Raw genomic sequence first — 19,244 nt, 5'->3', positions numbered from 1 at the left:
CCTCTCACTTTCAAGATTTTATCTGAATGTATTGCTGGAATTATGCTTGGCTAGTAGAGGCGGAATATAGCACGCCCCTTGCGCAATCGTAAATCCTTGCGGCAGGATGCGTCTATGTTGCGCAACCGTGGAAAAAATCAGGGCAACTGGGGCGCAAAAGGTGAGCGCCCGACCACCCCTCAAGCCACCGAACGTCCGCCCACCTCTCCACAAACGCCTTATGAAAAGACTCTCGCCCGCGCTTTTCGGCTGCTGGCGGCCAAAGCGCGCAGCGTCGCCCAGTTGCGCGAGCGGCTGCTGGAAAAGGCCGAATCCGAAGTCGTCGAACAGGCGTTGGCCCGGCTGGTTGAACTTGGGTATTTGAACGATGAAGAGTTCGCCCGCAGCTTTGCCAACTCGCGGTTGAGTTACAAACCGCTGGGCCGCACCCGCTTGCGCCAAGATTTGCAGCGCAAACAGCTTGCCAAACCAGTCGTCGAACAGGCGCTGGAAACGGCTTACACCGAACACAGTGAGGAAGCGTTGATTGATCGCGCCATCGAAAAACGGCTGCGGTTAAAAGGCGCGCCGACCACGCGCGAAGAGGCGAAGAAGCTGTTTGATTATTTGTTACGGCGCGGTTTCAGCTATGACCTGGTCATTCGCAAGGTGCGGGCAGCGGGACAGTCAGATATCACGGATGAGGAGTGAATATGAGCAACCAGGAAATCATGCAGTTCACCGGGCAGAACTACTTCAACCTTGAAAGCTACCGCAAAGACGGGCAAGGCGTGCGCACGCCGCTGTGGTTTGCCGAAAACGACGGCGTCTTTTATTTCTACACCGTGGCACACTCGTTCAAAGTCAAACGGCTGACCAACAACCCGCGTGTGCGGATTGCGCCATGCGATATGCGTGGCAACGTCAAAGGCGCCTGGGTCGAAGCGACGGCGCGGCGCTTGGAAGGTGCCGAAGCCAAGCGGGCGGATGATTTACTAAATCAGAAATACGGCTGGCAAAAACGCCTGCTGAATTTCTTCGCCAAACTGCGCGGCCATCAACGGGCTGCCTTTGCTGTTCAAATGCTGTAGTCCGTGCTAAACATCCATCACGAATGAAACCGCTGTTATCACTCTGTTGCGCCCTCACGTGCTGTTTGTTGCTCGCGCCCGTGTGCCTGGCGCAAGAGCAGGCCCAACCGCCGCTCAAACTTGAACAAGCCATCGAACTCGCGCTCGCCAACTATCCGGCCCTGCGCATCGCCCGCGCCCAAAAGCTCGCCGCCGAAGCCAACATCGAACTGTCTCGCACCAGCCTGCTACCGCGCGCCGAATTGCTGGCGCAGGAAAATCGCGCCAGCCGCAACAACGTCTTCGGCTTGCTGTTGCCGCAAAGCACGCTGCCGTCAATTTCCGGCCCGGTGCTCAACAACACTTCGCAAACCAGCGCCTGGGGCAGCGCCGCCGGATTGCTGGTGGCGTGGGAGCCTTTCGATTTCGGCTTGCGCCAAGCGCAGATTGACTTAGCCAAAGCCCAAACCAAACAGGCCGGAGCCAGCGAGAACGTCACCAAACTCGACGTCACCTTCGCCGCTGCCGAAGCTTTCCTCGCCGCGCTCGCCCACGAACAAGCCGTGCGCGCCGCCCAGGCCAACGTTGACCGTTTGGAAACTTTCGGCAAAGCGGTTTATGCGCTGGTCAATAACCAACTGCGCCCCGGCGTCGAAGCCTCGCGCGCCGAGGTCGAACTGGTCGCGGCGAAAAACCAGTTGATCCAACTACAGCAAAACGCCGAACTCGCGCGTATCGCGCTGGCCGATGCCATCGGTCAACCGGGCACGATTGCGCGCCTAGACCCAGGCCCGCTGCTCGAATACACGCCCAACGCGCCCGCGCTGCCCGCCGTCAATACCTTCGCCACGCACCCGTTGTTGCTGGCGCAAAGCGCCACGATTGACGTGGTCAAGGCGCGGCAAACGACGCTCGACAAATCTTTCTTCCCGCGCTTCAACTGGCAGACGGCGGTTTTCGGACGCGGCACGGGCGCGCGGCTGGACGGCACGTTCCGCGAAGCGCGCGGCTTTTACCCAGATACCTTTAACTATGCGACCGGCTTCACGGTGACGTTTACTGTTTCGGACTGGTTCGGCTTGAAAGCCAAACGCCGCGTCGAACGCTTCAACCTGCAAGCCGAAGAGGCGCGGCTGGCCCAAGTCACCAACACTCTCAAAACTCAGGAAGCCCGCGCCCGGGCCTTGATCGAAGCGGCGTACAAGCTGGCCGAGAACACGCCCGCGCAGGTCAACGCCGCTTCCGAAACGCTGACGCGCTCGAAGGTGCGCTACGAATACGGCCTGACCACCATCACCGAAGTCGCTGAGGCGCAACGCCTGTTGGCGCAGGCCGAAATTGACGAAGCGGTCGCGCGGCTGGGCGTGTGGCGCGCGTATCTGGTGGCGGCGAAATTGCAAGGCGAGTTGAAACCGTTTTTGGATCAAATGACCAGTGTTTCGGCTGAACGGAAGTAATGAACGAGGCAGTCACAAGCTGTGACCAGATGGCGTCATCTGCCACTGTGTTTTCGCCCGTGTGGTGCTAGAGTAACGCTGGAGGTACAAGACGATGGTCTCAATAACGTATGAACAAATTGCCGAAGCGGCGCTCGCGTTGCCGTTGGCGGCGCAGCAACAATTGCTTGGGCTGCTGCTCGCACAACCGGGCATGCGTGATGAGATGACGAAGAATGGTTTGCCCGCTCAACCTGCCGTGAACCCCTTAATAGCTGAAGGGAAAAAGTTCGCGGAAGAATGGATTGCTTCACTCAAGCGACGGCCTGACGACCAGAGTGACGCGGAAGACTGGCTGGAAGCGCAGGCATGGTCGGACTTATGAAACGAGGCGACATCTGGCAAGCTGATTTGGGCGGACGTGCCGGGATACGCCCAGTCGTCATCCTGACGCGCGACGAAGTGATTCCTCAACTCAACAAGGTGACCGTGGCTGAGATCACGACGCAGGGCAAGGGTTATCGAACTGAAGTAGATATTGACCATCGAGCCAACTTACCTCAGCACTCGTTTGTGCAACTCGACAACCTGCAAACCATTCCCAAAACGAGGCTGGGAAAATATATCGGCACGCTCGATGACGAGATAATGAAAGCCATTGGGCAAAAAGTCGTACTGGCGCTTAACCTCGAAGACGCTTATCCATCATCTTGATTTCACCTTCCGCTCATAACCCATGTGGCTCATCAACACCGCACTCCGTCGCCCCTTCACCATCCTCGTGCTCGTCATCGGCATCGCGCTCGGCGCAGGTCTTGCCGTCACGCGCATGCCGGTGGACATCTTTCCGACGCTCAACCTGCCGGTGATTTATGTCGCGCAGCCTTACGGCGGAATGGACCCGGCGCAGATGGAAAGCTTTCTGGTGTCGTATTACGAATACCACTTTCTGTACATCGCGGGCATCGAGCACGTCGAATCGAAATCAATCCAGAACACCGGCCTCGTCAAACTCTTCTTTCATCCCGGCACCGATATGAGCCAGGCGCTGGCGCAAGTGATCGCTTATGTCGAACGCTCAAAAGCCTTCATGCCGCCGGGCACAGTGAATCCGTTCGTGATGCGCTTTGATTCGGGCAGCGTCCCTGTAGGGCAATTGGTCTTTGCGAGCGAGTCACGAACGCTGGGCGAGATTTCGGATTTGGCGCTGTTCCGCGTGCGGCCGCTGTTTTCAACGCTGCCGGGCGTGTCGGCGCCGCCACCCTTCGGCGGCAATCAGCGCACGGTACTGGTGCGCGTTGATCCTGAAAAGCTGCGCGCGTTCAACATGTCACCCGAAGAAGTCGTCAAGGCCGTGGCTTCCGGCAATTCGATCTTGCCGTCGGGCACGCTGCGCACGGGCGACCTGGCGCGCATTGCGGCGGTCAATGGCGTAGTGCGCGACATTCAGGAACTGGCCGAGCTGCCGATTCGCGCGGGCGCGGGGACAAACGTCTATGTGCGCGACGTGGGACGTGTCGAAAACGGCAGCGACATCTTGACTGGATATGGGTATGTGAACGGTAAGCGCGCCGTCTACATCCCCGTCACCAAACGCGCGGAAGCCTCGACGCTGGATGTTATCAATCGCGTCAAAGCAGAACTCCCCAACTTTCAAAAGCTGGTGCCCGAAGACATCAAGATTTCGTTCGAGTTGGATCAATCAGGCATCGTCAAGAATTCGCTGAACAGTTTGATTTTTGAAGGCGTGCTGGGCGCATTCCTGACCGGGTTGATGGTCTTGCTCTTTTTACGCGACGTGCGCAGCGCCGCGATTGTCGTGTTGACGATTCCGTTTGCCTTGTTGGCAGCGGTGGTCGGGTTATGGCTGAGCGGACAAACGTTCAACATCATGACGCTCGGCGGGCTGGCCCTCGCCATCGGCATTCTGGTGGACGAAGCCACCGTCACGATCGAAAACACCCACACACATCTGGCGCACGGCGAAGCACCACGCCAAGCTGCCTACACCGCGGCGCGCGAAACCGTGCTCCCACGGTTTCTAGCGATGTTGTCAGTATTGGCTGTGTTCGTGCCTTCGCTGTTTATGACCGGCGTCGCACGTGGGCTGTTCGTCCCGCTTTCGCTGGCGGTCGGCTTTGCGATGCTGGCGTCCTATCTGTTGTCGAGCACGCTGGTGCCGGTGCTGGCGGCGTGGCTGTTGCGCCCGCACAAAGCCGAAGACGAGCATTCCTTCTTCGCCCGCTTGCAACAACGCTACGGCAACCTCAGCGCCAGTCTGATGAAAGCGCGCTGGCTGGTCTTTGCCGTTTACTTGCTCATCGCCTTTGGTGTGATCGCACTCGTCGGCACGCAGCTGGGCACAGACATTTTCCCCAACGTAGACACGGGGATGTTCCAGCTTCGCATGCGCGCGCCAACCGGCACACGTGTCGAACGCACCGAACTCGTCCTGCAGAAAGCCCTCGAAACCATCAACGCCGAAGCCGGCGGCAACGTAGACATTTCGCTCGGCTTCGTCGGCATTCAACCGCCCAGTTTTCCGGTCAACGTGATTCACCTCTGGACAAGCGGGCCGCACGAAGCCGTGTTGACCGTGGCATTGAAGAAAGGCTCCGGCGTGCGCGTCGAAGCGTTGAAAGAACGCCTGCGCCAGCGGCTGCCCGAAGTCATTCCCAACGTCGCGCTGTCATTCGAGGCGGGCGACGTCATCACCAAGATCATGAATTTCGGCGCGCCCACGCCCATCGAAGTCGTCACCAGCGGCCCCAACCTCGCCAACAACCGCTCCTTCGCTGAAAAGGTCATGACCGAATTGAAAAAGATCGGCAGCCTGCGCGACTTGCAATTCGACCAGCCACTCGATTACCCGACCGTCAACATCAACGTAGACCGCAAACGCGCCGGGCAAATGGGCGTGACCGTCGAACAGGTCGGACGTTCGCTCGTCGCCGCGACTTCATCGAGCCGCTTTACGCAGCCGGTTTACTGGCGCGACCCAGCCAGCGGTACGGCCTATCAAGTCCAGGTCGAAGTCCCGCAGGCGCGCATGAATTCCATTGAAGACATCCAGAGCATGCCTGTCACGCTGGGCGCAAACGGCGCGCGGACGCTCGCCGGGGATGTGGCCGAAATCAGCTACGGCACAATGGTCGGCGAATATGACCGCTACAACCAGCAACGCATGGTCACGATCATCGGCAACATTTTCGGCAAAGACCTGGCGGGTGTCGCGCGCGAAGTCAACGACGCCATCAAACGCGCGGGCGAAGCGCCACGCGGCGTCACCATCGCCTTGCGCGGCCAGGTGCCGCCGATGGAGCAAACACTGTCAGGTTTGCGCACAGGCTTGCTGCTGGCGATTGCGGTGATCTTTTTGTTGCTGACGGCGAACTTCCAATCGCTGCGGCTGGCGCTGGCGATCATCGCCATGATTCCGGCGGTGGTGGCGGGCGTCGTGCTGGCGTTATGGCTGACGGGCACGACGCTCAACGTGCAATCGTTTATGGGCGCGATTATGGCGATTGGCGTTTCGGTGGCGAATGCGATTTTGCTGGTCACGTTCGCCGAACAACAACGGCGCGGTGGATTGAACGCGGCAGAGGCGGCCACAGCAGGCGCACGCAGCCGTTTGCGCCCGATCCTAATGACTTCGCTGGCGATGATCGCGGGCATGTTGCCGATGGCCTTGGCGCTGGGCGAAGGCGGCGAACAGAGCGCGCCGCTAGGACGCGCGGTGATTGGCGGCTTGGCGGCTTCGACAGTGGCGGTGCTATTGATCTTGCCCGCATTGTTTGCCTTGGCGCAGCGGAAGGTGAGCGTGGCGTCAGGGTCGTTGCATCCTGAAGATATGAACGCGGCTGCCAATTGACGCTTCGTTTGATTCAAGGTTCGACAAGAATGGTAAGGCGTCGCCGCAGTTCCCAGATCAGAGAGAACATATCGCGTGGAATCAGCCTTTCACCGCGAACGGGATCAAGCACTTGAACAGCAAACTGGTTGATGGCGATTACAACAAAAGCGTGCGCCTCATAGCCGCCGTCCAGCGGCGTCAGGTCTACGAACACGATGGGGAACCAGCCGTCAGCAACAATCGCTTCCAATTCGCCGATGGTCAGGTTGTGTTTGGTAGAGTTCGCAAAGCCGAGTTGACGCGCAGCGTTCAGGGCGTTGACTGCCCGCGTGCCTTCAAAAGTGCAATCGCAAAGGCGGCGCAGTTCCGCTTCTTCCACTGCTTGCCCAAAACCGGCCATGACCATTTTCAGGCAAGCCGGTACGCAAGAATCATCGGTTTCCTGCTTGTGAAAAGGCGGTTTGGATGGCTTCACAATGCTGTTCGTAATGTTGGCGGGCGCGTTCCCGCATTTCTGTCAGCGGCGTGTGAGAAAGCACTTCTTCTGAACTGGCGCTAATGACGATTTCTCCCACTTCACCGACTGCGCCGATAAACGGGTAAGTCAGTACGACCTTGACGCGCCAGACTTGTGTCAGAGCATCCAGCCGTGGCTCAACGGCCAGATAGCGGTCCGGTAGGTTATCAAGCAGAAAACCATTTGCCGCTGCTTGCGCTTCGAGCGCGGAGATTTTGGGAATGGCTTGTGCAATCATGTTTGTGCTCCGATCAATTCAGCTTCGCTGATGTCACGCTGGTTTCTGTGACGACCGGATGATAACACCCACAATCAAAGCTTGTGAACTATCCATTCGCGCGCTGTACTGCGCCAGGCTCTGGCCGCTGAAAAACTCTCTGCAAAGGATTGAGCGATGAACATAACCAAGATGAGAACCCGTTTGGTGAAGCGCTGCCTCCTGCTTGTGCTCTGCGGTGTCGGAATAGCCTTGCAAGCTGTCACGACCTATGCGCTCGATCCGAAGAAAGCCATCACTCAATATATCCACGATTTGTGGACGAGCGACAACGGCCTGCCGCAAAACAATGCTCGCGCGATTGTCCAGACGCGTGATGGTTATTTATGGCTCGGCACTGAGGAAGGGTTGGCCAGATTCGATGGCGTGCGGTTTGTCATCTTCGACCGATCAAATACGCCAGAGATGAAAAGCCGATGGATCAGTGCCCTTATAGAAGACAGAAACGGCAATCTGTGGATTGGCACTAATCGTGAAGTGCTCAGTTTCAAAGATGGAAAGTTCACGAGATATGACACAAAGAATGGCCTGTCTTCTTCCTTTGTGAATGTCTTTTGTCAGGACCTTGAAGGGAATTTATGGATCGGTACCAACGATGGATTGAATCAATTCAAAGATGGCAAATTCACTGCCTGGACGACTAAAGAGGGGTTATCTCATAACGCTGTACATTCTATTTACCAAGGCAAGGCTGGCGATCTCTGGATTGGCACCGATATGGGTTTAGATCAATTCAAGAGAGGGCGATTCACTAACTACACCTCTAAACAAGGGCTTGCCCCTGGCACAGTATATTCAATATGTGAAGATCGAAATGGCAGCCTTTGGATTGGCACTCAAATGGGCGACGCTAACAAGGGTGGCCTCACTCAATTTAAGAACGGCAAGTTCAAAGTCTTCACAACAAAAGACGGGCTGTCTTTCAATGGCATCTCCTCAATCTTTGAAGACCATGATGGGAATCTCTGGATTGGCACTTTTGTTGGAGGGTTGAACAGATTACAAGACAATAAATTTTCAACTTACACAGTAAAAGAAGGATTATCAGATAACTTCGTGTCATCAATGTATGAAGACCGCGAGGGCAGTCTATGGATGGGGACAGGCACTGGGCTAAATCGCTTACGCGACAGCAAATTCAACACTTATAGTCAAACTGACGGCTTATCAGGTGAATATGTGGAGTCCATTTATGAAGATCGAAATGGAAGCCTCTGGATTGGTACAGATGATGGACTGAATAAATCGACAAGTGGGAAGATCACAAGCTTTTCAACTAAAGAGGGGCTATCTAGTAATAACGTGCGCGCGATTAAGCAAGACACAGAAAATAACTTTTGGATTGGGACTGATGCAGGATTAAATCATTTACGCCAAGGGGGTGGGAAAATCTCCGCAACTAGAGATGGGCCAGCTAACGATCACGTGCAGTCTATTTATCAGGACCAAGTGGGCAATCTCTGGATTGGCACCGTTGGCAATGGATTATGGCAAACCAAGAACGGATTATATACACACTACACAATGAAAGAAGGCTTGTCTGGGAGAGATGTATTTGCGACATATTCTGATCGAAGAGGTGACCTTTGGATCGGCACCGGTCGTGGGCTAAACCAGTTGCATAATGGGAACCTAGTGAATTACACGGCGCAGATGGGTTTATCAACGTCTGTTCGTTATCTCTATGGTGATCAACAAAGTTTTCTGTGGATTGGGACAGATAATGGATTGTTCCTGTTCAACAATGAGCATTTTACTCGCTACACCACTAGCGAGGGGCTATTTGATGATGTGGTGTGGACGATCCTGGAAGATAATCGGGGCAACTTTTGGATGAGTTGCAATAAGGGCATTTTCCGCACGACACGACAGGAACTTATTGATTTTGCTGCCGGGAAAATCAAATCTATTTCGTGCATTGCCTATGGCACGGCTGATGGCATGAAAAATAGAGAATGCTCTGATAACCAGCAGAGTGGATTAAAGACAAAAGACGGCGGATTGTGGTTTGCCACCGTCAAAGGCGTCGTCGTTATTGATCCTGCCAATCTGCATCTCAACACCGTCCCGCCGCCCGTCGTCATCGAACAGGTGAACGTTGACGGCGCCTCTCTTCCCCACAATACAGCCGCCCAGCTTCCGCCCGGCCAACGCAATTTCGAGTTTCAATATGCCGGTCTGAGTTTTGTGGCGCCGGAGAAGGTCAGCTACAAATACCGGCTGGAAGGTTACGACCACGATTGGATCGCGGCGGGCGGGCGGCGCGCAGCGTATTACACCAATCTCGCGCCCGGCCAGTACCGCTTCCGCGTGATTGCCGCCAACAATGACGGCGTCTGGAACGAGACGGGCGCGGCATTCAGCTTCTACCTCAAGCCGCACTTCTATCAAACCTGGTGGTTCTATTCATTCTGCGGACTGGGGCTGGTCTTTTCCGGCATCGGTCTGAACTCGCTGCGGCTGCGCGGTGTGTTGGCCAAAGAACGTGAGCGCACCCGTTTGCAGGAAGCCGAATTGCGCGCCGAAGTGGCGGAATCGCAAGCCAAAGCCATCGAAGCCGAGCACCAGCGCAAGACTCAGGAGTTGGAAGAAGCCCGCCAATTGCAACTCTCAATGCTGCCGCGCAACGTACCGCAATCACCACGCCTGGAAATCGCCGCGTATATGAAAACAGCTTCGGAAGTCGGCGGCGATTACTACGACTTTCATCTCGGCGAAGATGGCACGCTGACAATTGCCGTGGGCGATGCCACAGGACACGGCCTGCGGGCAGGCACGCTGGTGTCATCGGTCAAGAGTTTGTTCGTTGCGCTGGCCTATCATCCAGACATCCCGCACATCTTGCAGCGCATGAGCCGCGTGCTAAAAGAGATGAAGCTGCGCGGGCTGTTTATGGCGATGACGCTGGTCAAAGTGCACGGCCAGCAATTGTCTGTCAGCATCGCCGGCATGCCGCCCGTGCTGATTTATCGCGCGCTGACCGGCGCGGTCGAAGAGATCGCCCTCCGAGCTTTGCCCCTGGGCAGCCTGATGGGCTATCAATACAAACAAGCGGAAGCTACGCTCAACGCCGGGGATGTCGTCGTGCTGCTGAGCGACGGTTTGCCGGAACGCTTCAATCCGCAAGATGAAATGTTTGATTATGCCGCCACCAAACGCGCGCTGGCCGAGGCCGCCAGCCAGTCGCCGCAACAGCTCATCGAACATCTCGTTGCGGCAGGCGAGGCCTGGGCTCAGGGCCGCGCGCAGGATGACGATGTGACTTTCGTAGTGTTGAAGGTCAAAGCGAACGATGCGCAAAACGGCTAACCTGGGAGCGCAGGCATCCCTGCCTGCTGAAAAAGAAGCCGCGCAGCTTCCGCTTTTTAGCCGCTCGCTTGCGAAAGAGAGGAAAAGGAACGCTTCGCAACTTTTCTCCCCGCAGGCAGGGATGCCTGCGCTCCCAGGTTGTTACTCCCAGGTCGCACGCCCGTTGGATCAACCGCGATAAAGTAAGGACGTTTATGAAACGCAAACAATTATTCCACCTGCTGACTTGCGCGCTCGCCGCCCTCGCCCTTTCCTGCGGCGGCAAAGCGCTGCAACCGCCAACCACACAACCCGCGCAAGCCGCGCCTGCTGCCCCGCCCACGATCACCGTGACTACCGTGCAATCCCACGAACTCAACCGCCAGACGCGCTTGCCCGGCGAGTTGCAGGCGTATCAGGACGTGGTGCTTTACGCCAAAGTGCAGGGCTTCGTGCAAACGATCAATGTTGATCGCGGCTCCATCGTGCGCCAGGGGCAATTGCTCGCCACCTTGCGCGCGCCTGAAATTGACACGCAACGCAGCGAAGCCGAGGCCCGCGCCCGCGCCGCCCAGTCGCAACGCGCCGAAGCCGTCGCCCGCATCAGTTCGATCAAAGCCCAACGCCTGGAAGCCGAAGCCAAACTCGCCGCCGAAGAGACGACATATCAACGATTGAAAGCAGCTTCGGCTACGCCGGGCGCAGTCGCGGGCAATGATGTAGACATTGCCCAGCGCAACGTCGAAGGGGCCAAAGCGCGCGTGCAGCTTTATCTGGAAAACGAAAAGGCTGCGCAATCTCAGGTGCGAGCACTAGAAGAAAGCGAGAAGGCGTTGTTGGATGCGGTGCGCGGCGTCAAAAACGTCGAGGACTATCTGAAGATCACCGCGCCCTTTGACGGCGTCATCACCGAACGCAACGCGCATCTGGGCAGTTTGGTTGGTTCGGCGAATAGTGTGGGCGGGTTGCCAATGCTACGGCTGCAACAAATTGCGCGCTTGCGGCTGGTCGTCGCCGTGCCTGAGACCGAAGTCGCAGGCGTAACGCCAGGCAAAGAGATCAACTTCACCGTGCCGGCATTTCCCGGCGAGACGTTCACGGGCCGCGTCTTGCGCGTGAGCCATGCGCTTGATGCGAAAACGCGCACGATGCCGGTCGAATTGGAAGTCGGCAACGCGCGTGGCAGATTGGCGCCCGGCATGTTTTCCGAAGTAACGTGGCCGACGCGGCGTCCGCGTCCGTCGCTGTTTGTGCCGCCGGGGGCAGTGGCGACAACGACCGAACGCTCGTTCGTCATTCGCATCAATGGCGGCGTGACCGAGTGGGTGGATGTCAAACGCGGGGCTTCGATGAATCAGCAGGGCGTTGATCTGGTCGAAGTCTTTGGCGAGTTGGCGGCCGGCGAACAAATCGCGGCGCGCGGCACTGATGAGTTGCGCGCCGGAACCAAAGTCAACGTGAAAATTCAAGGAGGCAAGTGATGAAAGCAATTGCTAGACGTGAGGCCTTGGCGGCGTTAATCGGTGGCGGTACTGGTTTGCTGCTGGCCGAAAACGCTGTGGCGTTCGCCCGACAACCGGCGGCAGTGCCAAAAGCCTTTGCCGGACAGCATCAAATCAAACCGCTGCCGTTTGATCCGGCCAAGCTGAAAGGCATTTCTGAAAAACTGATCCGCTCGCATTGGGAAAACAATTACAGCGGCGCGTTGCGGGCGTTGAATGTCGTCGAACAGCGGCTGGCCGCGATGGCTACCGACAAAGACTTGCCCGCGTATGTATACGGCGATTTGAAGCGCGAAGAGGCGTTGCGCACCGGCTCGGTCGTCCTGCACGAAATCTATTTCAGCCTGTTGGGCGGCGAGGGCAAAGCGGGCGGCGACGTCTTGAACGCCCTCAAACAAGCGTTCGGCAGCCATGAAGCGTGGGAAGCCGAATTCAAACGCACGGGCGCGGCGCTGGGCGGCGGTTCAGGTTGGGTGATGCTGGGTCTCAATCTGCACACGGGCGAGTTACACAACTATTGGTCGTGGGATCATCTGCATAATGCCCCGACGAGCGTGCCGTTGCTGGTGATGGATATGTATGAGCACGCCTACCAGATGGATTACGGCGCGGCGGCGGCCAAATACATTGACGCGTTTCTGACCAATCTGAGTTGGGAAGAGATCAATCGCCGTTATGTCAAAGCGCAAAAAGCCTGGGACGCACTAAAGGCAACCTAGATCGGTTTTCATTTGCGTGTACGGTAGGCACGCCGCGCTGGGGCAGTACCGCGCGCGTGAGCAAGCGGCGCGTCAAGTACGGCAGACTGGCGCAACGACGTAAGCTCCGCTTGCTCACGCGCGCGGTACTGCCCCGCTGCGCAGCTTTTGCCCTACACCTAAGTGAAAACCGATCTAAAACCGCTCCGCCAGATTTATCCGCCAAACTTGGCGCGCACTGGTAAAAGCTTGTGCCGTGCAGACGCTATGGTTATAGTGCGCCCGTCTTACTCAGACCGGATCGTAGCGAGGCAATCAGGGTGATCGCCAGAGACAGGACGCAGCAGCCTCGGTGACGATTCAGCAAACATCAACAAACGCCCCACGCACCGCCCAAGTTTTGATTGCAACAGCCCGCACGGTCGTGGGAATGAAACCATCCATTCGTTAAAGATGCAGACCCCAACCCGGCCTGCCAGGAGAACCAGTTATGCCAAATCCGACTTATGACGCCATTGTCAGCGGCAGCGGTTTCGGTGCGACCGTCACCGTCTTGCGCCTGACCCACGTCCAATCATCAGATCGGGCTGTGGGAATTTCCCGTTGCAGTGCGCACAAGTTTTAACAAGCCAAGGAGCTAACAATGCCAAGCAATCCCATTATTCATCTGGAACTGTTCGATGGCGCGCGGCGTCCCATCGCCGCCGCGTTCAAAAGTCTGGTGACGCTCAACAACGGCAATCACCAACAGGTTTTTCGCGACGAGGTGCAAGGGCAACCGCCGCAATTCAAAGTCGAGTTCTTTGACAACTTCGGCGACGATTACAGCGTGCTGGTGGCGGCCAAAAAACATCACGACGCGGGCTTTTTCCCCATCAAGGTACAACTCGACACCACGCACCGGCTGGCCTTGATGCTGTTACCGAAAAAGAGCCGCTATAACTTCGCCGACTGGGACACGCTCAAGGCGAATGACCGGACGCTGACAGATTTCATGACGGTGGGTTTAAGCGGAGAGGCCGAAGCCCGTGCGCGCCACGATGAATTGCTCGACGGCGCCGATCCGCAAATGGATGCGCTGGCCGCGTTTCACAACCTCATCACGGCGCTCAAAGCCGTGCAATTGCGCCAGGGCCGCCCGCTCGATTATTTCAAGCAATTGTTTTGGGAAGACCCGCCACCCCGGCGCGACCGTTTCTTTGCCTTTGCCGACGCGCGACTGATCGAACAAATCAAACTGGCGCGCGAGGATGGCGGCTGGGCGACGGCCCCTGTGTTTTTGCATCCGGGCGCGACCAGTTCGTTCAAGCAACTCCAATTCGGCGAAGCCAACGTGCAACTCTCCTTTCACGAAACCGTCACCAAAGTGATTAACGGCGTGAATTGCGTGAAGGTCGAAGCCGACATGGATTATTTCAAAGACCTCGGCGCGCACTTCCTGCTCGAAGTTCTCCCCAACACCTTCACGCAAACCAAGACAAATCCCAAACTCGTGTACCTGCTGCGCTGGATTGCCGGACAGCAGGCGGCAGCGCCCTTCGACCCGCCTTATACCATCGAAGCGGCGACTTGAGCCGGCCAGTTTGCCTGATGACGACTTTGCCAAAGCCGTGGGTGAATGGATTGCGCCTGCTCGCGGTGGTTGAACGTGGCAACTTCATTCAAGAGGGCAACAAGAGGCAACGGGCCGCGCAAGCCAGTCGGGCAATCGTGGCAGCGCTGGATTTTGCGCCCCGTTCACAAGTTCTTCCCAGTATTCAATCAAGGCTGGGCGCAAGCCCCGCGCGGCGGTTTCGACTGGTAGGTGCTGGGCGCGCGCCTCATGCTCAAGACACCTTCCGTTTTTGAAATACAATTGATAAATTTTGGCGCGGTATAAATAACAGGTATGCCGAATCTTGATTTTGAAGGACAAAATACACGTTACGCCACGCACGGGCTACACACGTATGCAGCTAAATGTCCACCGCAATTGGTTGGCTATGGGCTGCGCTACTACTCGAAGCCTGGTGAAACCGTTTTAGATCCAATGGCGGGCAGTGGCACAACACTGGTCGAGGCGCGTTTGAAGGGGCGTCATGCCATCGGCTACGACCTTGACCCACTGGCCCGCCTCATCGCCAAAGTCAAAGCGCAGGTGTTGAATGACAATGAGATTGAGCGCGCCTACGAAGCTCTGGCCTCGCGGACAATGCGCGATTTGGCCGCTTTGAAGACCAATCGAATGACACGGGCGTTGCAGCAGCGCGGGCAATTGCCGGAGTTCGTGAATCGTGATTATTGGTTCCTGCCGGAAGTGGCGAATGCGCTGGCGTTGTTGGCTTGGCACATCAAGCATCTGGAAACCACTCAACCAGTACGCGAATTTTTCTGGGTGGCCTTTTCTTCGCTCATCCTGGCAAAAACAAGCGTCGCAAACGCTCGCGACATCATACATTCTCGGCATCATTACCAGGCGCACACGCAACCACCTGACGTGCTGGGGAAATTTGCCAAACGCATCAAGCAGATGCGCAAACAAGCCAACGAATTTCAAACGCTCTGTGCTCAAGCCCCGTCGGCAAAGGTAGAAGCGCGTTTGGGCGATGCGCGAAAATTACGCTTGCGATCTGAGACCATAGACTTGGTTTTTACCTCGCCGCCTTATGTGACCGCACTTGATTACACCCGCGCCCATTTCCTGACGGTGCCTGAGTACGGGTAGTGTCGAATCAGCAGTCAGGGTTACTCCGCGAATGCGCCTCTACATCTCAGCAATTCGTAGTAGATGTTTCTTCCTTTGATTATTCTCTTCAATGGTTATGGAGCTAACTTATGCGAATTAAATTTTCGGGAAGAACTAAGGAGAGTGCCACTGCTATCCAGCAACTGGCTAATTTCCTGGAAAGATTTGGAGAAGTGAAGGAGACAGGTGAGAGCGTCCTTGTGGTTGATAATCGAGAATGTATCCTCATTGCCTACAACGCGCAGGCTTACTATGAGCGGAGAGGCTACTATTGGTTCTCGCTGGCAAAAACCAAATATGCTCAGATGCTCAAGTGGAGCGAGGATCATGCCTGGATGGTTCTGCTTTGCGGTGATCATGGCAGATACTTTATTCCGTTCGGCCAGATCAAGGTGCTCCTAAGCCAGAAACCATCAAACAGGCGCGATGGTAGATGGGACCTATACATTCGATTAGAAAGAAGTACGGAGGCCCAGATCACGCGAGTAATATCATCGCCTTATGCCCAACTCATCACTGTATGATGGACTTGGGAGTTTTAGCTATTGTACCTTCCAGCCTAGAAGTACTTGCGATTGATAAAGAACAGCACAGTAAAGGCCAAAGACTCAGCGTCTGTCGCGAGCACGGGCTAAATCGAAAATATCTTCAGTTCCATCTGGATCATATTTACCTCGCTGGTTACGGAATAACTGAAATTCAGCTTTCGAAAGCCGATCAAGAGATATAAGCCTTCTTCATTCTTCGATCACCTGAGCCTAAACTCATTGGCAAGTCACAAAACTAAGGCTGACGTTGATCTAACAACTGCGTCGAAGCCTGTGACGGCATGAGCGTCGTTCACGACACGCTTCCGCTCACGATCACCCAAATTGGCGTCTGCCTGGTCTCTTACAACGGCGAACAAGGCTCGTGGGCACACCGCCTGTACCGCCGCGACTTGCGCGCCAAACTCGCCGATCCGGTGGAGGAGGTATTGGCGGTGCTGGGACAACGAGAGAAGCGCGGGTCACAAGGGCTTGAAGAGGATTCACTGAGCGAATTGGCGCAGCGCGGGATTATGGCATATGCCGAACGCGCGATCTTGCGTGAGAAGTCGCAGGCTTCGTGGCGGATGGGGCACGGCAGCCCCGCGCCCTACGAATTGTTGACGGGACTGTGGTCGTCGCAGCGCGAACGTATCAAGCTCAGCCTCGACCTGATTCGCTGGTATGTCGAGCATAAGCGTTTTGTCTTTGTGCCGAGCGCGCCACGCAAACGTCATTGGCTGATGATCGGCCAAGCCTTGCGCCCGCTGGAATTTACCATCGTGCAAACGCTCAAGCCGGAGATCGAACGCATGATCGAAAACGGCGGCTACCGCGAAGGCAGCGGCGTCAAACAGGAGATGGAGCGATTCCGCGATGAAGTCGCCTCAGACATCGTGATTGGCCTTTATCGCGCCTGGGACGCCGCGCCGCCTTACCTGTTTTACGCGCACAAGGATTGCGCGGAAATGGCCGCGCACATCGCGCTGGCCGACAGCATTCTGCAAGAGCATCGCGGCTTTCCGATGCTGATTGATCTGGCCGATACCGTGTGCGGCACGACCTTCAGTGCGGATAGCTTTCTATCATCGGTGCAAATGGCGTATGCCAACGCTGGCGAGCCGTTTCGTTATCTGGGCGAGCGTGAGACCCGCGCGCGCCGCGGGAGGTAGAGATGGATCAACCGCAAAGTAATGGACTCGCAAACAGCGACGCTGCCGTACCAACCATGCCAGGCGAGTTTGTCGGCTTGCTGGACGAAGAGATCAACCTGGCAGGCGGCGCGTGGCAGGAGGACAAAGCGTTTCAAGGCGCGGTCGGGCGCACGATGTACGACATGCCCGCCAGTAAGGACAATACGGTGACGATTCTGTTGCCTGCTGAAGAGATTCGCAGCGTGCCCTCGCAATCGCTCGTGCGCATCAAGAGCCGCCCCCTTAGCAAAGGTGGCGACGGGCGGCAGTATGTGGCCGCCGTTGTCGAAGGGCCTTTTGCCGAGCCGGACGGGTTGCGCGCCGATGCGCCGTTGGTCGTCACCACGACGGTGCGTGGGGCGACCTTTACACCGCGTTATCATGGGCGCGTGCAGGCGGAAATTCTCGGCGAAGAGTTTGAGGACAAACTCGTGCCGCCGCGCTTTCGTCCGCTGCCCAACAGCCCGGTCTTTGTGATCGGTGAAGCGGAGACGGCGGAGCGCTTGCGCTTGCTCGGCGATGTGACGATTGGGCTGGCGGTTGGCTACGAGAGCGTGCTGGTCTCGTTTTCGACGGCACGCAAAGACGTGCTGCCCAGACATACCGGCATCCTCGGCACGACTGGCGGCGGCAAATCCACCACTGTTTCCGGCTTGATTGGCAAGCTGGGCGCGAGTGGTGTGGCGGTGGTCATCTTCGATACGGAAGGCGAGTACACGCAGATGATGCAGCAGACGGAAGACGCCGTAATGCTGACCGCGCTGGCGCAGCGCGGCTTGGCGCCACAAGGTGTGAAGAACGTTGGCCTGTATCATTTGGTCGGACGCGCGACGACCAATGCGCAATATGCAGACCGCAAAGAGTTCTGCCTGAAATACGAGAATCTGTCACCACATGCTGTGATGGAGATTCTCGACTTCAACCCGGCACAAGAGGAACGCTTCCTAAAAGCCTACGACATCGCGCGCAGGTTAATGCGCGATCCGAAGATCAACCCTTTTAGCAAAGCCGACGAAGAGAAAGTGTTTGAGTTGGATGAAATGGAACAGGGTTATCCGCGCCTGATTTTGCAGATGATGTACGAGATTGTGCGGATGTGTGCTGACACGGTGGAGGGATCGGATGACTTCAATTATTTACAAGTAAAGCCGCTACGCGAGAATTCAAAGCAGATTCAGGCAATCATCAAAGAATCCAAGCTGCCAGGGCACATCGGCAGTTGGCGTAAAGTGCAAGGCAGCTTAAGTCGGTTGTTGCGGCTGAAGATTTTTGACAATCCGCAAGCCGCGCCACCGAACTATAAGGCAATGACCGAACCAAGTCGCATAACTATTATTGATCTGAGCGACACAGATTCGCCGCAAATCAACAATCTAGCTATCTCTGAAATCCTACGCGGGTTGCATTTGCAGCAAGATGAAAACTATCAGGCGAGCGAAAAGGGTGAGCCAATGCGCAAGGTTGTCGTGGTGATTGAAGAGGCGCACGAGTTCCTCTCCAAAGAGCGCATCAAGCAGATGCCAGTGCTGCACCAACAAATCGAGCGCATTGCCAAACGCGGACGCAAACGTTGGCTGGGCCTGATGTTCGTAACGCAGTTACCACAACACTTACCCGACGAAGTTTTGGGACTGATCAACAATTACGTTTTGCACAAAATTGCGGACGTCAATGTCATCAACCGACTTAAACGCTCTCTCGGCAGCGTAGACGAAGGCTTGTGGAACCGGTTGCCCAATCTAACGCCGGGGCAGGCGCTAGTACTCCATCAAGCTGTAAGTGATGGATGCTGAGAGCGCATCCGGGATGTAGGGCGGGATTAAATCCCGCCCTACATCCCTCATTTTCAGCTTGATGGAGCTTGATGGAGTACTAGTTTCATTTGCAGGAATAACTAGGCCATTACTTGTTGCAGTTGATCCGACACCATGCCGATTGAGGATGATTGAGTAACTGCAAGCTATGGTGAACTTCCCAGGAAGGTCTATCTTTGTTAAATCATTGCAGGCCAGCTTGTCGAGCAATACCATCGTTTTTAGAGTGTTCAGCCATGTCTGTGTAATCGTCCCCAAATTAATCTTATGTTTGTCCAAAAGCCGTAAAATCAAGCAGAAACATGACTTGACTTGCGCTTGGGACATGCGCTTGAATGGCCGCCGTTGTGGCGAACCTCAGACCC

16 protein-coding genes are annotated in these 19,244 nt (G+C 56.2%); 14 read left to right on the top strand and 2 right to left on the bottom strand.

Annotated elements, in window-relative coordinates; translation table 11 throughout:
- Positions 1-114 precede the first annotated feature (114 nt).
- The 6 genes from HY011_13200 to HY011_13175 all read left to right on the top strand — a co-directional run bounded on the left by HY011_13200 (position 115) and on the right by HY011_13175 (position 6,356).
- Positions 115-690: a regulatory protein RecX gene (locus tag HY011_13200; GenBank protein ID MBI3423885.1), complete on the top strand. Its 576-nt coding sequence runs from the start codon at positions 115-117 to the stop codon at positions 688-690.
- A 2-nt stretch (positions 691-692) separates the two neighbouring features.
- A complete protein-coding gene (locus tag HY011_13195; protein MBI3423884.1) occupies positions 693-1,070 on the top strand; it encodes a PPOX class F420-dependent oxidoreductase in 378 nt (125 codons plus the stop codon).
- Positions 1,071-1,093: 23 nt separating this feature from the next.
- Positions 1,094-2,506, top strand: a complete 1,413-nt coding sequence (locus HY011_13190) for a TolC family protein (GenBank protein MBI3423883.1) — start codon at positions 1,094-1,096, stop codon at positions 2,504-2,506.
- A gap of 94 nt (positions 2,507-2,600) precedes the next feature.
- Positions 2,601-2,870, top strand: coding sequence for a hypothetical protein (locus HY011_13185; protein MBI3423882.1), 270 nt, complete (start codon positions 2,601-2,603; stop codon positions 2,868-2,870).
- Positions 2,867-3,199, top strand: coding sequence for a type II toxin-antitoxin system PemK/MazF family toxin (locus HY011_13180; protein MBI3423881.1), 333 nt, complete (start codon positions 2,867-2,869; stop codon positions 3,197-3,199). The genes HY011_13185 and HY011_13180 overlap by 4 nt, the downstream gene beginning before the upstream one ends.
- A 22-nt stretch (positions 3,200-3,221) precedes the next feature.
- Positions 3,222-6,356: an efflux RND transporter permease subunit gene (locus HY011_13175; protein MBI3423880.1), complete on the top strand. Its 3,135-nt coding sequence runs from the start codon at positions 3,222-3,224 to the stop codon at positions 6,354-6,356.
- Positions 6,357-6,369: 13 nt separating this feature from the next.
- Here HY011_13175 and HY011_13170 read toward each other — a convergent pair whose 3' ends face one another.
- Both HY011_13170 and HY011_13165 read right to left on the bottom strand, forming a co-directional pair.
- Positions 6,370-6,813 (bottom strand): hypothetical protein, encoded by a 444-nt coding sequence (locus HY011_13170; GenBank protein MBI3423879.1) that lies wholly within the window; start codon positions 6,811-6,813, stop codon positions 6,370-6,372.
- Positions 6,770-7,093 (bottom strand): hypothetical protein, encoded by a 324-nt coding sequence (locus tag HY011_13165; protein ID MBI3423878.1) that lies wholly within the window; start codon positions 7,091-7,093, stop codon positions 6,770-6,772. Before HY011_13165 ends, HY011_13170 begins: the two co-directional genes overlap by 44 nt.
- A 156-nt stretch (positions 7,094-7,249) precedes the next feature.
- Between HY011_13165 and HY011_13160 the strand changes: the two genes are divergently transcribed.
- The 8 genes from HY011_13160 (at position 7,250) to HY011_13125 (ending at position 18,858) form a co-directional block, all read left to right on the top strand.
- Positions 7,250-10,441, top strand: a complete 3,192-nt coding sequence (locus HY011_13160) for a SpoIIE family protein phosphatase (protein MBI3423877.1) — start codon at positions 7,250-7,252, stop codon at positions 10,439-10,441.
- A 194-nt stretch (positions 10,442-10,635) separates the two neighbouring features.
- On the top strand, positions 10,636-11,901 hold the full coding sequence (locus tag HY011_13155) for an efflux RND transporter periplasmic adaptor subunit (protein ID MBI3423876.1): 1,266 nt from the start codon (positions 10,636-10,638) through the stop codon (positions 11,899-11,901).
- Entirely contained in the window at positions 11,901-12,641 is a 741-nt protein-coding gene (locus HY011_13150) for a superoxide dismutase (GenBank protein ID MBI3423875.1), read from the top strand. Before HY011_13155 ends, HY011_13150 begins: the two co-directional genes overlap by 1 nt.
- A 622-nt stretch (positions 12,642-13,263) precedes the next feature.
- Positions 13,264-14,193, top strand: a complete 930-nt coding sequence (locus tag HY011_13145; protein MBI3423874.1) for a hypothetical protein — start codon at positions 13,264-13,266, stop codon at positions 14,191-14,193.
- Between the two features lie 315 nt (positions 14,194-14,508).
- A complete protein-coding gene (locus HY011_13140; protein ID MBI3423873.1) occupies positions 14,509-15,324 on the top strand; it encodes a hypothetical protein in 816 nt (271 codons plus the stop codon).
- 110 nt (positions 15,325-15,434) lie between these two features.
- Complete coding sequence (locus HY011_13135) at positions 15,435-15,869, top strand: hypothetical protein (protein ID MBI3423872.1); 435 nt, start codon at positions 15,435-15,437, stop codon at positions 15,867-15,869.
- A 305-nt stretch (positions 15,870-16,174) separates the two neighbouring features.
- The gene (locus HY011_13130) at positions 16,175-17,044 is read left to right on the top strand and encodes a hypothetical protein (protein MBI3423871.1); all 870 of its coding nucleotides are present in this window, start codon (positions 16,175-16,177) and stop codon (positions 17,042-17,044) included.
- 2 nt (positions 17,045-17,046) lie between these two features.
- A complete protein-coding gene (locus HY011_13125) occupies positions 17,047-18,858 on the top strand; it encodes an ATP-binding protein (protein ID MBI3423870.1) in 1,812 nt (603 codons plus the stop codon).
- Positions 18,859-19,244: the final 386 nt, after the last annotated feature.

This window comes from Acidobacteriota bacterium (genome assembly GCA_016196035.1).
GTDB lineage: Bacteria > Acidobacteriota > Blastocatellia > RBC074 > RBC074 > JACPYM01.
The sequence above is the reverse complement of the archived record's forward strand: the minus strand, read 5'-3'. Positions and strand labels throughout refer to the sequence as shown.

Bases quoted from the DNA above. Each gene is read 5' to 3' on its own strand.
- HY011_13130 (MBI3423871.1), top strand. From the start codon at position 16,175: ATGAGCGTCGTTCACGACACGCTTCCGCTCACGATCACCCAAATTGGC.
- HY011_13200 (MBI3423885.1), top strand. From the start codon at position 115: ATGTTGCGCAACCGTGGAAAAAATCAGGGCAACTGGGGCGCAAAAGGT.
- HY011_13175 (MBI3423880.1), top strand. From the start codon at position 3,222: ATGTGGCTCATCAACACCGCACTCCGTCGCCCCTTCACCATCCTCGTG.
- HY011_13190 (MBI3423883.1), top strand. From the start codon at position 1,094: ATGAAACCGCTGTTATCACTCTGTTGCGCCCTCACGTGCTGTTTGTTG.
- HY011_13185 (MBI3423882.1), top strand. From the start codon at position 2,601: ATGGTCTCAATAACGTATGAACAAATTGCCGAAGCGGCGCTCGCGTTG.
- HY011_13150 (MBI3423875.1), top strand. From the start codon at position 11,901: ATGAAAGCAATTGCTAGACGTGAGGCCTTGGCGGCGTTAATCGGTGGC.
- HY011_13145 (MBI3423874.1), top strand. From the start codon at position 13,264: ATGCCAAGCAATCCCATTATTCATCTGGAACTGTTCGATGGCGCGCGG.
- HY011_13160 (MBI3423877.1), top strand. From the start codon at position 7,250: ATGAACATAACCAAGATGAGAACCCGTTTGGTGAAGCGCTGCCTCCTG.
- HY011_13125 (MBI3423870.1), top strand. From the start codon at position 17,047: ATGGATCAACCGCAAAGTAATGGACTCGCAAACAGCGACGCTGCCGTA.
- HY011_13155 (MBI3423876.1), top strand. From the start codon at position 10,636: ATGAAACGCAAACAATTATTCCACCTGCTGACTTGCGCGCTCGCCGCC.
- HY011_13195 (MBI3423884.1), top strand. From the start codon at position 693: ATGAGCAACCAGGAAATCATGCAGTTCACCGGGCAGAACTACTTCAAC.
- HY011_13140 (MBI3423873.1), top strand. From the start codon at position 14,509: ATGCCGAATCTTGATTTTGAAGGACAAAATACACGTTACGCCACGCAC.
- HY011_13165 (MBI3423878.1), bottom strand. From the start codon at position 7,093: ATGATTGCACAAGCCATTCCCAAAATCTCCGCGCTCGAAGCGCAAGCA.
- HY011_13135 (MBI3423872.1), top strand. From the start codon at position 15,435: ATGCGAATTAAATTTTCGGGAAGAACTAAGGAGAGTGCCACTGCTATC.
- HY011_13180 (MBI3423881.1), top strand. From the start codon at position 2,867: ATGAAACGAGGCGACATCTGGCAAGCTGATTTGGGCGGACGTGCCGGG.